The sequence below is a fragment of the Pelosinus propionicus DSM 13327 genome (assembly GCF_900114615.1).
In the GTDB taxonomy this organism is placed as follows: Bacteria; Bacillota; Negativicutes; order DSM-13327; family DSM-13327; genus Pelosinus; species Pelosinus propionicus.
Map to the genome: position 1 here is coordinate 1 of NZ_FOTS01000030.1, position 14,389 is coordinate 14,389.

Annotated in this window: 12 protein-coding genes and 1 pseudogene; 12 read left to right on the forward strand and 1 reads right to left on the reverse strand. The window is 39.8% G+C overall.

Translation table 11 applies throughout. The annotated features are described in order from the left end of the window. Positions 1-241 (reverse strand): annotated as a pseudogene (locus BMZ99_RS26760) (hypothetical protein); the annotation flags it as partial. 133 nt (positions 242-374) lie between these two features. On the opposite strand from BMZ99_RS26760, the gene BMZ99_RS15740 reads away from it, so the two are divergent. From BMZ99_RS15740 to xylA, 12 genes are all read left to right on the forward strand, one after another. Next, complete coding sequence (locus BMZ99_RS15740) at positions 375-1,598, forward strand: multidrug effflux MFS transporter (RefSeq protein WP_090939249.1); 1,224 nt, start codon at positions 375-377, stop codon at positions 1,596-1,598. 166 nt (positions 1,599-1,764) lie between these two features. Beyond that, positions 1,765-2,367 carry a hypothetical protein gene (locus BMZ99_RS15745; RefSeq protein WP_245755006.1) on the forward strand — a complete coding sequence of 201 codons (603 nt, stop codon included), beginning with the start codon at positions 1,765-1,767 and terminating at the stop codon, positions 2,365-2,367. A gap of 415 nt (positions 2,368-2,782) precedes the next feature. Then, positions 2,783-5,149 carry a hypothetical protein gene (locus tag BMZ99_RS15755; RefSeq protein ID WP_090939252.1) on the forward strand — a complete coding sequence of 789 codons (2,367 nt, stop codon included), beginning with the start codon at positions 2,783-2,785 and terminating at the stop codon, positions 5,147-5,149. 14 nt (positions 5,150-5,163) lie between these two features. After that, on the forward strand, positions 5,164-5,931 hold the full coding sequence (locus BMZ99_RS15760) for an amino acid ABC transporter ATP-binding protein (RefSeq protein ID WP_090939256.1): 768 nt from the start codon (positions 5,164-5,166) through the stop codon (positions 5,929-5,931). 97 nt (positions 5,932-6,028) lie between these two features. Further along, positions 6,029-6,913 carry an SPL family radical SAM protein gene (locus BMZ99_RS15765; protein ID WP_090939259.1) on the forward strand — a complete coding sequence of 295 codons (885 nt, stop codon included), beginning with the start codon at positions 6,029-6,031 and terminating at the stop codon, positions 6,911-6,913. Positions 6,914-7,040: 127 nt separating this feature from the next. Beyond that, positions 7,041-7,412, forward strand: coding sequence for a hypothetical protein (locus BMZ99_RS15770; protein ID WP_090939262.1), 372 nt, complete (start codon positions 7,041-7,043; stop codon positions 7,410-7,412). Between the two features lie 178 nt (positions 7,413-7,590). Continuing rightward, positions 7,591-8,100: a flavin reductase gene (locus BMZ99_RS15775; protein ID WP_090939264.1), complete on the forward strand. Its 510-nt coding sequence runs from the start codon at positions 7,591-7,593 to the stop codon at positions 8,098-8,100. Positions 8,101-8,238: 138 nt separating this feature from the next. Further along, on the forward strand, positions 8,239-8,787 hold the full coding sequence (locus BMZ99_RS15780; RefSeq protein WP_090939267.1) for a 3D domain-containing protein: 549 nt from the start codon (positions 8,239-8,241) through the stop codon (positions 8,785-8,787). Positions 8,788-8,967: 180 nt separating this feature from the next. Then, a complete protein-coding gene (locus tag BMZ99_RS15785; protein ID WP_090939270.1) occupies positions 8,968-9,891 on the forward strand; it encodes a peptidoglycan recognition protein family protein in 924 nt (307 codons plus the stop codon). Between the two features lie 207 nt (positions 9,892-10,098). Further along, entirely contained in the window at positions 10,099-11,268 is a 1,170-nt protein-coding gene (locus tag BMZ99_RS15790) for an ROK family transcriptional regulator (RefSeq protein WP_090939273.1), read from the forward strand. A 230-nt stretch (positions 11,269-11,498) separates the two neighbouring features. After that, positions 11,499-12,989 (forward strand): xylulokinase, encoded by a 1,491-nt coding sequence (xylB, locus tag BMZ99_RS15795; protein WP_090939276.1) that lies wholly within the window; start codon positions 11,499-11,501, stop codon positions 12,987-12,989. Between the two features lie 44 nt (positions 12,990-13,033). Continuing rightward, positions 13,034-14,347: a xylose isomerase gene (xylA, locus tag BMZ99_RS15800; protein WP_090939279.1), complete on the forward strand. Its 1,314-nt coding sequence runs from the start codon at positions 13,034-13,036 to the stop codon at positions 14,345-14,347. Positions 14,348-14,389 lie beyond the last annotated feature (42 nt).

A 14,389-nucleotide genomic window follows, 5' to 3' on the forward strand; every position in this document is an offset into this window, starting at 1 on the left:
TGTAGAGATTATTCATATAACCATAAACGATAATTTTGAAAAGCATTTTAGGTGAGACTACTGATTTTCTGCCTTTACGAGAATACGCTTTGTATAACAGCGAATAATCAAGTTGATCCATTATCTTACTTAACAGCCTGACCGAATCGTTTTCTGGTATGAGGATTTCGATAGGAAGCGGTAAAACTAGTTGATATGAATTTGTTTTTGTTGTAGGATTTATATGTGTAAAGTTTTTCATAGCAGTTTAATTCTACACCAAGAGGCAGGTTCTTCGGAACCTGCCTCTTGTATTTTTAATACATATAAGGGACTATCTCAATTTCTTATTGAGACAGCCCCTTTTTTATTTTTAATTTATTGGAGGGAATATCATGACAAGTACAATTCAACATATTACTGATAAAGAGCAGAAATATTTAGGAGGCAAAGGTCTAATTCTATTTATTGCCATTATGAATATGCTTATTCCTTTATCCATCGATCTATATTTGCCAGCATTACCAGCCATGGGAGAATACTTCCAAGTATCAGCATCTCTTGTGAACTTAACATTGGTTTTCTTTTTCTGTTTTTTTGCCCTTGGGATTCTTCTTTTTGGACCTCTTAGTGATAAATATGGACGTAAACCCATTTTGCTTGCTGGAATTCTAATTTATGGGATTGCAAGTGGTTTTTGTGCAGTATCCAGCACAATCTATCAATTAATTGGATTTCGTGTTATACAGGCATTAGGAGCGGGGAGTATTATTGCCGTATCTCTTGCATTAATAAAAGATTGCTTTAGCGGCAAAGCTAGAGACATTATATTGGCCTTAGTGCAAGGCATGTCTGTGGTTGCTCCTGCGGTCGCGCCAGTTATAGGTGCTATTATTTTACAATTCGCCACTTGGCGGGAAACATTTTGGGTACTTACTATCATTGGTATTGTAACCTTAATCATTGCCTTAGGGTTTCAAGAAACATTAAGCGTTAGGGAGCGCTATAAAGGCACGATAACAGGTTCTTTAGTTCGTTTATTTGTCGTAAGCAAAAATATGAATTTTACCAGTATGCTTATTATCTTTTCCTTATTCATGGCACCATATATGGCTTATGTAGCAATATCTTCTTTTGTGTACATTCGTTATTTTCAGTTGAGTGAGCAAATGTATAGTTACTTTTTTGCGGTCAATTCTTTGTTTGCGATAGTAGGCCCTATACTTTATCTTAAAATGGTAGGTCGAGTTACCCCTAAGAAATTCACTCATGGTTGTTTTGTCACAGCGCTTATTAGTGGAGGATGTTTAATAATAGCAGGCCCTTATTCACCCTGGTTATTTTTTATTGCATTTTTGCCTTTTACACTGATTGAAGGCGCTATTCGCCCATTAAGTACGAGCCTTTTATTCGATCAGCAAGAAGCAGATACTGGGTCGGTCAGTGCTTTAATTAATTCAGTAAATACGCTTTTTGGGAGTCTTGGCATGCTATTGGGAGCATTGAATTGGAGCAATATAGTAATAGGATTAGGCTTAATAACGACAGGAGCTACTTTTTTAGCGATATTCGGCTGGATTATTGTGCTGAAATCTAACATGGCAGTGAAAGGAATGTAGCAGATTACTTGTTAAGATTACATTGAGATCGAGTGCCCGATTTAGTATTGTGAAAAGTATTGCTAGGTGGTAAAATTAAACATGCTATTAGTTCAAATGGTAGTGGTCGTATTATATTAATTGACTAAATAGTCATTTGGTTTAATTTTTGGGCGGAGGTTTTATATTGAAATATTGTAAATGGATCTTACTTGTTGGTGTTTTATTGTCATATTTCATTGCTCCTTATTTGCCTGTTTCATGGGGGTGGGAAAATAGTCTGCTAGAATGGCTGCAGGTTGTCATATTAGCTCTAGGTCTATTTTTAACCTGCGTATGGTGGCAGGAAGCCCGTTCAGCAGGAGATCGTCCGGCTGCTCGCTTTCTGATTTGGGCGATACCGTTGTGGTTATTGATGATTGGAAGAGAATTAAGTTGGGGGAGAGTCTTTTATCCTAGCGGCTTTCATGCGATTGATGGACCTTCGTTTCTTCCGCTGTCCCAATTGCCTTATGGCCCATTTGTCAATCCGGCACTTGCAGTGATTATCATCATTTGGTTATGGGCAGTTATTAAATATGAATTATTTAAAGTTCCGTATAGGCTGCTGCAAGAAGGGCGTTTCCCTGTTTCAGAGCTGATCATTACAGTTCTAGCATTTATCGCTGCAGAGTTAGGTGAAAGGCATTTACATCTTCAAAATATGGAGGAATTTGATGAATGCTTTGCCTATTTGGGGCTGGTTTTGACTGCTTACTGCGTGAGAAATGCTTTACGCAGGATAAAATAAAATGACTTGAGCCAGTATTTATGTTTTAAATACTGGCTCAAGTCATTTCTATACTTATGCTTGCTATTAAAGTTTGTAGTACTTATCGTTGACAGTTGGAAATTGAATATAAAAAGTAGTTCCTTTTCATTTAAATTAATCGTAATCGTAGCATTATGATGTGTTGCAATGTTATAACAAGTAGGAACACCAAGCCCGGTTCCATAAACCTTAGTGCTTAAAAAATGCGTACCAAGATCTTTTATTATATTAGCCGGATACCACCGCAGCCAAAACCAGCCATTAAAATTTCTTCTTCGATGAGTAAGAAAAGACGAACTTGCAGATACTCTTACATAATAGCAGATTATCTTTATTGCAAATAAAATGTTTAATCTGTGCTAATTGCAGGGGAAGTTATGAGGAGGGAGCATAGGTGGCAGCTGTATTAGCTAAAGCACGTAAAACATTTGTGCGTACTTTCTTTTCCAACTCTTTTAACCGGGATATTGTGATTCTCTTGATTGTTAGTATTGTAATTGGGTCTTCCTTGGCGAATTTAATCGCCATGTCAGCAAATACATACTTTTCTGCAACGATATCTACTCTTGTTGGTGATTATGGAGAATTTGATCTGCTGATCAATGTAAGAGAAGAGATGAAACAAAATGGCCAAGCTCAGATCGAAAAAGTAATTGAACAAGTTTTTCCTGGAGGAAAGCTAAAAGAGGGTCCAACCTTAAATGGATTGACTAGTTTTTTAGTGGGCTTGCCAGCAGTAAATAAAACAAAACAAACGTATGAAAGCGTTGATACTATTTTTGGTAGTGTTCCAGGCCGCTCGGGGATTAGTATTATGACGGAACCACGAGTAACCTTAAAGGCGGTGCCTGAAGGGGCCAAAAATACAATCATTGAACAAATTATGCAGATTGATGGCGTATTATTTGCTTTTCGCGATGGCGGGTCTGTTACTGTTATTATTCAATCCATTGGTAAATCAGCTTCTGTCAACGCGGAGATTGAAAAATTACTTGGTCAGTATCATACAATTGATATTGCATTTACAGTTGGTAATGAGCCTGAGAACTCTATGCGCTTAGGTGAGCAGATTGCCAATGCAATACGAGAGGAAAAGGCAGTTGGCTATGCTGAAAGCGTTTCTGTGGACAGCAAAAGCAGTGATATGGTGTATTTAGTGAGTTCGATGATTGAACTAAAACGTTTTTTAACTGCCTTTGCTACCAAAGCTGCTATTACTCCAGCAGCTGGAGTTACGTTTATGCTTGGTGATACGATTGCATTTCAGGGAGCTGCTGCCAATGAACTTGTTACTGGTGAACCCCTGGATTCTGCAAACGTGTTAGTAAAGGTAACTATGGTAAAGAGTGGCGGCTCCGCTGAAGGAATGGTTATACAAGGTGATGGAACCCAAGCTGCCAATGGGCAAGGACATGCGGTTGTCAATAATAATATTGGAAATCTTATGGGTACAGCCATTTTTCACAATCCTCGCACTCAATTAGGAAATGCTTTGAATGAGACTTCGAGCTTGGTTCTTCAAATTCCTAAGATTGCTCAAGATGCTCAAAATATGACTGGCGTTGCCAATAATGCGCTGAATAGCTATAGTGGCAGCATTGCTGCGGTAGAAGAGACATTAAGCAGCTTGGCTAAAGCAGAAACTACGATTGAAGCAGCAACAAGCGGTTTAGCAAAGCTTGATACCAGTGCCATACAGCTGCAATTGACGAATTCTTCACGTGCGATGGGCAGCCTTGTCAGCACTTTGCAAATCATCCGACTATTAAATCCTGAGGTATCATCTTCTATTAACCAACTAACTGCAACACAGCAAAATTTAGTCACTCTGCAAGATACATTGAGCGCAGTTGATAATGTAGCAGCTGATGCCCGCCGAGCGCGGGCAGCTATTGATGGAATAGTAGCCAATGGCAATAATATGGTCACTAATTTACGTACCTTTGATGTGGATAAAGCTCGTCAATCTCTTAATGAAACTGGTACTGGGATTACTAGATTGCAGCAATTTAATACACCTCTTATTGCAGAGCAGTTGAAGTACTTAGGAGCAGCTGTTCCGAATTTGAAAGATGAGGAAATCACGCGCTCAGCCAATTTAATGGATCGGTTTATTGCAGGGCAGGTAATTCCTAGCCAGCGTATTCAAATCCTAACCAAAAGCACTATTACAACAGACTTTGCAGGACCTATTATCTATCGGGTAGTAGGGCATAACAATGTATCATTATATACTTCCGCCGTGGGGATTATTGAGCCTGATCCCCGGGCCGAAGTTATGACGATTTTGATGCAAGTGAAAGCGATTTTAGCCGGCATGGTTTCGCTGATTGCTGTAATGATATTCCTGACCCTTGACCATACAGCTATTATGACCGTCATTCGACGAAAATCGACTATTAATCAAACACCTCGGGTCAAGGGGATCAGGCGAATCGTGCAAGGTGTAAAAAATAGTTTTACTGCACCGGAATGTATCTATGGTATGGGAATTGGTGCACTATTGCTTACGGCAATGTTTGTTTTATCTGGTGGTGGGATTCCCAATTTGCCATGGATTGGAGTCCCTTTCCTAGGAGCGGCTATGGGGTTATTACTTGCCAATAATACAGAAAAAATTAGTCCAATTATCATTGATGAATTGACTGCTGGAGAGTCACTTGGACTATCTTTTGATGAGGTAATGCGAGAGATTGTTATACCCAGTGGGCGTCCAGGACTCTTGCAAACCATGAATCGCCGTAAAATGAAGTTTAAATAAGCTGGGTGACTAAAATGCTTGTTATTCAAGATCTTTATAAACAATTTGGCAGTTTAGTAGCTGTTAATGAATTTAATCTTAGGGTAGAGACCGGGGAGACCGTTGTACTAATGGGACCTTCTGGATGCGGTAAATCAACTGCCATTCGCACAATTAACCGTTTAATAGAGCCGGATCGCGGATCTATCATGCTTAATGACTCCAATATTATTGCAATGGAGCCGGATGAATTACGGCAGGCTCGCAAGCGGATTGGGTTTGTATTTCAGCATTTTAATCTTATTGGACGTTTAAGCGCCCTTGAAAATGTTATGCTAGGATTGGTAATGAGTGGCGTGGAACGGAAAAATGCCGAAAGTCGGGCAGCGGATTCATTGTGTAAGGTAGGTTTAGATAACCATTTGGATCATAAGCCAGATCAATTGTCAGGCGGCCAGCAGCAGCGTGTGGGAATTGCTAGAGCACTGGCTTATGAGCCGGAGCTTATGTTGTGGGACGAGCCTACAGCGTCATTAGACCCAATCCTTGTACGTGAAGTATTAGTAGTAATGGAGGAATTGGCCCGTTTTCGTTCCAGTACCATGATTGTAGTAACTCACGAATTGCCTTTTGCCTTGCGGGTGGCTGATCGAATTGTGCTTATGGATCATGGACGCATCGTGGAAGAAGGCAAACCCTCGCAGGTCTTTGTTAGTCCTATCTCGGATATTGGAAAGAGATATAAAGAATTGATTGAATATCAGATGAATACCAGCGCACAAAGCTTATCCGGTAAGCCGTAAGAGCTCAAATGTCTGACTGGAAGTCTTGCCCAAGAAGTTGCTTAATGATAAAATTAAGCATGGTCAATTTTTTTGTTGTTGAAAGTGATTTTATAAAATGAAATTTATACCTGCAAAAACAATTATATCTAGTTATAATACTGGTGATAGTTGGTTTGGAAAAAATTATACGATGAATATTTATAAAGGCTGCTGCCATGGTTGCATCTACTGTGACAGCCGCAGTAACTGTTATCAGGTGGAAAATTTTGATGAGGTAAGAGCAAAAGATAATGCTCTTGCTTTAATTTCATCTGAGTTGCAATCTAAACGCAGGACTGGTGTGGTAGGAACCGGTGCAATGAGCGATCCATACAATCCTTTTGAAAAGAAATATGGTTTAACAAGAGGAGCGATAGAGTTAATTCATGCTAATGGTTTTGGTATTTCGATTGCTACCAAAAGCGACTTGATCCTAAGAGATATAGATTTATTAAAGTCCATACAAAAGCACTCGCCAGTGATTGTCAAGATTACCATTACCACTGTGAATGATATACTTTGCGGTAAAATAGAGCCTAATGTGGCAAGCTCCTCCAGGAGGTTTTCTGTTATTAGAGAACTTGCAGAGAATGGAATTTTTACAGGGATATTACTTATGCCTATCCTTCCGTTTTTAGAAGATGACGAGTACAATATTAGTGAGATGATTCGTTTAGCACATGAAAATGGAGCTAAGTTTATATATCCTTTGTTTGGAGTAACCTTAAGGCAGAATCAGAGGGAATGGTATTATCAAAAGCTTGATGAGCACTTTCCTGCGCTTCGGCAAAAATACATTCATCAGTTTGGCAACGAATATGAGTGCCATTCACCAAACGCAAAGCCGCTGTGGCACTTGTTTCAAAGACAATGCAGTCAATTTGGGATTCTTTATAAAATGAATGATATTATCAAAAGCTATAAAAAGGGGTATGGAGATAATCAGCTTTTATTATTCTAAAAGCTAAATAAGCTTCTGAAGAACTCAAAGAGAGAGTTTCAAGACATTATTGTTACATTTTCGTCTCAATGAAGAAAAATTATAAATATTGGGAATCCTATAGAAAAAATGAGTATGTGGGGTAATCATGTATTGTGATTTTTGTGGTAAGAAACCTTCTTATAATGCAAAATACTGTCGTTACTGTGGTCAGAAATTAAAAGAATATTTAGGTGATACGCAGCCATTGCCTATTGTCAGTGAAGCAATACTGCATGGTTATAATGCTAAACATCAAATCATGATTGCTGCGCCTGAGCCATGGTATAAATCAATAGTTCCTAAGAAGACAGCAGCCAAGAGATCTAAAGTATGGCAAATTGCATATGATTTATTTGCTTTGGGGGTGCTTGCCGGCCTGATATATATATTAGCAACCTTTAAAACAATTCAGGAGTATCAAGGTATAACGTCACTCTGGGGAATACTCTGGATCGGCTATATATGGTGGAAGCGTTAAGGCCACTCTTTTTTCATCAGAAGAGATAGTCCTTTGTTATGAGAGTATTCTACGCAATACTTTCTTTTTAGATAGTAGAGCACGAAAAGGTGCATACTGTACTTCTTTATATATTTATATTATTATATATACATAAAAAGCTTGTAAGACAAAATGAAGAATAAAGGAGATCATAGTTATGGCTATATTTAATGAAATTAAACCTGAGGAATTTCAACAAAGCCCTTTTAAATTGATAGGAAAAGACTGGATGTTGGTTACTGCCGAAAAAGACGGAAAGCAGAATACCATGACTGCTTCTTGGGGGGGATTTGGTGTTATGTGGGCAAAAAATGTTGCTTACATTGTAATTCGCCCACAACGCTTTACTAAAGAATTTATCGATCAATCCGATACTTTCTCCCTCACTTTTTTTGATGAAAGTTTCAGAAAAACGTTAAGTTATCTTGGAGCAAAATCTGGCAGGGATGAAGATAAAATTGGCAATTCGAATCTGACGGTTCTTCATGCAGATGGCATTCCACTCTTTGAAGAAGCAAGTATAGCGATTCTTTGCAAAAAGTTATATGCACAGGAATATAAGCCTGAATGCTTTATTGAAAAAGATCTTGATGAAAAATGGTACCCAGATAAGGATCATCATACCTTATATATCGCAGAAGTTACTAAAATTCTTATCAAAAAATAACGAATACTAGCTGACATAAAAGCACTGGGCTTTCCAGTGCTTTTATGTATTTCTTATGTTTTTGCTTCAAATCATTTTTATATGTTTTTAATATTTACATTCGTCTTTGGTAAATACTAATCATTAGGAGGGGATCGTATGAAAGAGAAAAAACATTGCAAATCGAAGCGCCATTATAAGAAAATTGCTGCTGCGATTGGCAGTGCTGCTGTTGTCGCGGCTTCCATTATTCCTGGCATAGCGGCAATTCTCCCATTTTCCGGAACCGCGCCAGAGGCATCACCTGTTACGCAAGAAGCTTTACCTCAGCAAGCCGACCAGCTTGCACAAGCTCAACCGTCAGAAGAAGCTGGGGCAAAACAGGTTTTAAACATTACAGCGACTGCATATGCTCCAGGACCTCATGATAACGATCAGTGGGGGAATAAGACTCATATGGGGACACAAGTCAGACCAGGAGTAATTGCGGTAGATCCCAAAATAATCCCCCTTGGTTCTCGGGTTATGATAAAGTATCCTGATGGAACAAAAGAGTATGCGGTAGCAGAGGATACGGGCGGAGCAATTAAAGGGCACCGTATTGACATTGCAAAATGGACTGTGAAAGAAGCCTATCGATTTGGCATTAAACCAGTGAAAGTATATGTGTTGCAGACTCCATCGCAAAACAGTAGAAATCAGGCATAATTCCAAGCCTTTCTTGCTGCACAGCAGAATAATGGGCCTATAGTAACCTTAGTCATACATTTGGCTAAGGTTGTATTTTTTTAGAAATAAGACATTGTCACCTTGTTTTGCAATCTTACATAGAATAGAAAAGAGAGAGCTAGGGATGGGATTTGAAAATCAGAAAGGAGGGCTCTTTTTATGATGATACCAAGTGAGTTACAACTGTTTTTCTGGGTTTTAGGATCTCTTCTGGCGGCCAATATATCGATGATGGCATTCTTTGTGCTATTTGCGAAGTTATCCGAAAGCAAACTAAAAGGAGTGATCCGAAGGATCATTTTGGAGCTGGATGCGCTTGCAGATAATATAGAAAACAGTGAAAAACGAAATCGAGCTATACAGCGAATAAATGAAACATTGGGATGGAAAAGATTTGTGATTCCATCAATACTCATTGGCTGGGTTACTGACATGGAAGTTGCTGATATTCGTAAAATGCAGCAAGACATCGATGCATCCAGTCGAGCAGACACAAGACAAGTAACACTGACAGAGCTGAAGCAACTGGCCTTACAAAGTAAAAAAAATCTTTGGTCAGCAGCTGACGGCATAAATCGGGATGTAAAACTATATCTGCACTGGTCAGCAGGATATTATGGTCAATTCTTTGATGAGTATCATATTAATATTGATCAGGATGGCAGTATCCACGTTACCACGAATGATTTCTCACAAATAAAATCTCATACCTATAAAAGAAATACAGCATCCATTGGTATTTGTTTAGCTTGCGGTTACGGTGCCACGCCAGATAATCTTGGCAGTGAACCGCCGACAGCATTGCAAATCGAATCCATGAGTCAAGTGATCGCTGTGCTGTGTAAGGCATTGGATTTGACAATCGATATTTATCGTGTGATGACTCATGCAGAAGCAGCGAACAATCTTGATGGCCTTAATCCAGGCTATGAAAGTAATGGTTATCCTGATGGCAAATATGGGCCTGGTTTTAGTTGGGAGCGATGGGATTTGTGGTATATACCTGGTGTTGCAAAAGGAGAAGGCGGCAACGTTTTACGTGGAAAAGCAATTTGGTATCAATATAATGGAGTAGGCTTATAAAAGCCTACTCTCAGTTATGTAGGTGCTTTTGAGCAGACAAAAAGTTAATAGTAGGTCAAATCTGTTTTCTTCGTGTATTTTATAAAATTTATGAAAAATGAAAATAGTGAGCAGGAATCTAAACCAGGTGCAACGAAAGAAGAACAATTAGTTTGTTTATTCGATAAACTAATTGTTCTAAATATAGAAACATGATAGAGGATAAATATGAAAACAGCTGATCAAGTGTTAGTAAAACAAATTAATAAAATGATTGTCTTGAATACCATTTATAAAAAAAGACCCATATCTAGAGCCGAAATCGCCAAAGTTACCGGGCTTAATAAGTCAACAGTATCTGCATTAGTGGATGAACTGCTTACGGAAGAGCTGGTTTTAGAAATGGGAGCAGGTGAATCACAAGGCGGGCGAAGGCCCGTTAATCTCTCTATTAATAAAGAGGTTGGCAATATTATTGGTATCGATTTAGGAGTCAATTACATCTTAAGCATTATGACAAACTTTGCAGGAGAAATTATTTGGGAAAAGCGCATTGATTTACAGCATGCCCATAACTCACCAGGGCAAAGAATTGCCGATTTGCAAACCTTAATAGAAGAAATGATAGTGAGTGCATCTCAGACGGTTCGGGGTATTATTGGCATTGGAATTGGCGTTCCGGGTATTGTAAATTATGAGCAGGGACTCATTTTATCGGCACCTAATTTAGGGTGGGAAAATATTGAACTTAGGTCAATGATTGAGCAGAAATTTGGTATCCCGGTATTTATTGATAATGAAGCAAATGCGGGTGCCATTGGGGAAAAATGGTTTGGCGCAGGAAAAAGAGCAGATGAGTTCTTATACATTAGTGCAGGCACGGGAATTGGAGCAGGAATTATTATTAATAATGAACTTTATCGAGGGTCAAAGGGACTGTCAGGTGAAATTGGGCATATGACAGTCTCTCTCGACGGGATACCTTGCTCTTGCGGTAATGCAGGCTGCTTAGAAGAATATGCGTCGGAAAAAGCCTTATTTCGCTATATGAAAGAGTATGCATGTGTGGAAGAATTGACAATTTTTAATATTATCGATAATGCGATTGCAGGGGACGAGGTGTCTCGGAAGGCATTTGAGTACGTAGGTAAATGCCTTGGTATTGGCGTGGCAAATCTGATAAATGCTTTCAATCCTCAACTTGTCATCATTGGAAATAGCCTGCCTTTAGTCGGTGATATTTTGATGAATGAATTGAGGAGAGAGGCTGAGAAACGCTGTTTTGCTTCTAAATATTTTTCGGTGAAAATCCTGCCTTCTCAGCTTAATATGCATGCTTGCGCAATGGGGGCAGCTGCATTGGTCATTTCCAGACTCTATGCGTCACCGGTTTCGTGAATATACTTTTGGCAGCTGCTAACTAAAATATTTAATTTTAGTTAGCAGGAATATGCATGTAAATATCGAATTAGTTTATCTGACCAACAAACAATAAAGATAATAGTGTGAATGTAAGAGAGGTGATACCATTTCGCTATATTTTTTTACTTGGTTAGTTTATCCAAGCAACCAACTTATGTAGAAGTAAGGAAAAAGTTGTCGAATGATCAAAGGGGGGATAAGGCGGAATGAGCTTTTTAGGAGTTGATTTAGGCACATCTTCTGTAAAACTGCTATTACTAAATAAAGCGGGAAGTGTATTACGAACAGTATCAAAAGAGTATCCTGTCTATTATCCTAAGGTCGGTTGGGCGGAACAAAGTCCTATGGATTGGTGGAATGCTGTCCGTGAGGGAATCCAAGAAATTTTGACTGAGCCTCAAAACATACTAAGTAAAGTGGAGGGCATTGGCTTAAGTGGGCAGATGCATGGCTTGGTTCTGCTTGATAAAGACAATCATGTGCTGATGCCGGCCTTATTATGGTGTGACCAACGTACTCAGAAAGAGTGTGAAGAACTCAGTGAAAGATTAGGGGATAAATTGTCGGAATATACAGGTAATAAGGCGTTGACGGGATTTACTGCCCCTAAAGTTTTATGGGTCAGAAAGAATCGCCCAGAGATTTATGAGCAGATCGAGCACGTTTTATTGCCTAAAGACTACATACGCTGGAAATTGACAGGAGAATATGCAACCGATACATCTGACGCATCAGGAACCTTGTTTTTTGATGTGGCTCATCGCTGTTGGTCATCAGAAATGCTGGATATTTTGGGGTTATCAGAGGAAAATTTGCCTACATGCTATGAATCTTATGAAATCACGGGCAGCGTAACAGAGCAAGCTGCACAGGAAACCGGACTTCATAGTGGCACTATCGTTGTCGGTGGCGGTGGTGATCAGGCGAGTGGTGCGGTAGGTACAGGTGTGGTAACGGCTGGTACGGTGTCGGTGGCATTAGGCACCTCGGGCGTGGTCTTTGCCTGTCAGGAGAATTATTCTGTTGACAGCGAAAATCATCTGCACTCTTTTTGTCATGCCAATGGAAAATGGCATGTCATGGGAGTCATGCTATCTGCTGCTTCTTGCTTAAAATGGTGGGTAGAAGAGGTTTGCCAATTCGATGATGCTGGTTATGCTGTGTTGCTGCAAGAAGCAGCAACCGTTCCAGCTGGGAGTGAAGGATTGCTTTTTTTGCCATATCTGATGGGAGAACGCACTCCGTATAGTAATCCAAATGCTAGAGGGACTTTTATCGGGCTGAGTATGACTCATGGTCGAGGTCATATGACTCGAGCTATTTTGGAAGGTGTTGGTTTTGGCCTGCGTGATTCCTTGGAGATTATTCGCGAACAGCATATTCCTATTTATGAGGTTCGTTTGAGCGGAGGTGGAGCCAAAAGTGTTTTATGGCGTCAAATACTGGCTGATATTTTGGCACTGCCCATTCATGTGGTAAATTCGGCAGAAGGACCTGCCTTCGGCGCTGCCATATTGGCTGCAGTGGGGGTTGGGGCATTTTCCGATATGGAGGAGGCGTGCAGTGTGATGATTAAAGCCATGGAACAAACAGAGCCAATTGCAGCTAATTTAGAAAAATATAATTCTTTATATGGGGTTTACCGTCAATTGTATAGTGCCCTTCAAGATTCCTTCGAAAAACTCAGTGTAATCTAAGGGGGGCAGCTGCATACCTGTATATAACAATAGGAGGAGAAACGATGGAGTATTTTAACGGGATAAAAAAAATTACCTATGAGGGAGCTAGATCTAAAAATCCGCTGGCTTTTAAGTATTACAATCCGCAAGAATTGGTGGCGGGCAAAACCATGGAAGAGCACTTGCGGTTTTCAGTTGCTTATTGGCATACATTTACTCATGATGGTTCCGATCCATTCGGCAGTTCCACGATGCTAAGACCTTGGGACAACTATAGAGGAATGGATAGAGCCAAGGCACGAGTGGAAGCAGCCTTTGAATTGTTTGACAAACTGGATGTTCCTTTCTTTGCATTCCATGACCGGGATATTGCTCCGGAAGGTGCGACACTTAAGGAAACAAATGCGAATTTAGATCAGATCATTGCTATGATAAAAGAATATTTGAAGACAAGTAAGGCCAAATTGCTCTGGAATACGGCAAATATGTTTACCCACCCCCGTTTTCTTCATGGTGCGGCTACCACTTGCAATGCAGATGTATTTGCTTACGCAGCTGCTCAGGTGAAAAAAGGGCTGGAAACGGGTAAGGAGTTGGGAGCAGAAAACTACGTATTTTGGGGCGGACGCGAAGGCTACGTAACCTTATTGAATACGGATTTAAAACTGGAACTGGATAATTTGGCGCGATTTTTCTATATGGCGGTGACATATGCCAAAGAAATCGGCTTTACCGGTCAATTCCTAATTGAACCTAAACCGAAAGAACCAACAAAACATCAATATGATTTTGATGCGCAAACGGCCATGGCATTTTTACGAAATTATAATTTACAAGACGATTTTAAGATGAATATTGAAGCAAATCATGCTACGCTTGCCGGCCACACCTTCCAGCATGAATTAAGGATTAGCCGGATCAACGGTATGCTGGGATCCGTTGATGCTAATCAGGGAGATATGCTACTAGGCTGGGATACAGATGAATTTCCCACAGACTTGTATGAAACTACGCTGGTGATGTATGAGATTCTGGAAAACGGGGGGTTGGGTAAGGGCGGTTTGAATTTCGATGCTAAGCCACGTAGGGAATCCTTTGAACCGGATGATCTATTTTATGCCCATATAGCCGGAATGGATACTTTCGCCAGAGGATTAAAAGTTGCTGCTAAACTAAGGGAAGATCAGATATTTGAAAATATACTTGGGGAACGATACAGCAGCTTTAAGGAGGGAATAGGTCTTGCGATTATAGAAGGCAAGGCTGATCTGCATATGCTAGAAGCCTATGCATTGCAAAATAAGCCGATCGTGAATCAATCGGGCCGTCAGGAAAAAATCAAAGGAATCTTAAATCAGTATCTATTAGAAGTGTAATGTTCGGAGAATTGGGGAGATCTTAATAATAGGAGGGAATTG

Excerpts from the sequence above, each read along its gene's own strand:
- BMZ99_RS15740 (WP_090939249.1), top strand. The coding sequence starts at position 375 with ATGACAAGTACAATTCAACATATTACTGATAAAGAGCAGAAATATTTA.
- BMZ99_RS15760 (WP_090939256.1), top strand. The coding sequence starts at position 5,164 with ATGCTTGTTATTCAAGATCTTTATAAACAATTTGGCAGTTTAGTAGCT.
- BMZ99_RS15765 (WP_090939259.1), top strand. The coding sequence starts at position 6,029 with ATGAAATTTATACCTGCAAAAACAATTATATCTAGTTATAATACTGGT.
- BMZ99_RS15770 (WP_090939262.1), top strand. The coding sequence starts at position 7,041 with ATGTATTGTGATTTTTGTGGTAAGAAACCTTCTTATAATGCAAAATAC.
- BMZ99_RS15775 (WP_090939264.1), top strand. The coding sequence starts at position 7,591 with ATGGCTATATTTAATGAAATTAAACCTGAGGAATTTCAACAAAGCCCT.
- BMZ99_RS15780 (WP_090939267.1), top strand. The coding sequence starts at position 8,239 with ATGAAAGAGAAAAAACATTGCAAATCGAAGCGCCATTATAAGAAAATT.
- BMZ99_RS15785 (WP_090939270.1), top strand. The coding sequence starts at position 8,968 with ATGATGATACCAAGTGAGTTACAACTGTTTTTCTGGGTTTTAGGATCT.
- BMZ99_RS15790 (WP_090939273.1), top strand. The coding sequence starts at position 10,099 with ATGAAAACAGCTGATCAAGTGTTAGTAAAACAAATTAATAAAATGATT.
- xylB (WP_090939276.1), top strand. The coding sequence starts at position 11,499 with ATGAGCTTTTTAGGAGTTGATTTAGGCACATCTTCTGTAAAACTGCTA.
- xylA (WP_090939279.1), top strand. The coding sequence starts at position 13,034 with ATGGAGTATTTTAACGGGATAAAAAAAATTACCTATGAGGGAGCTAGA.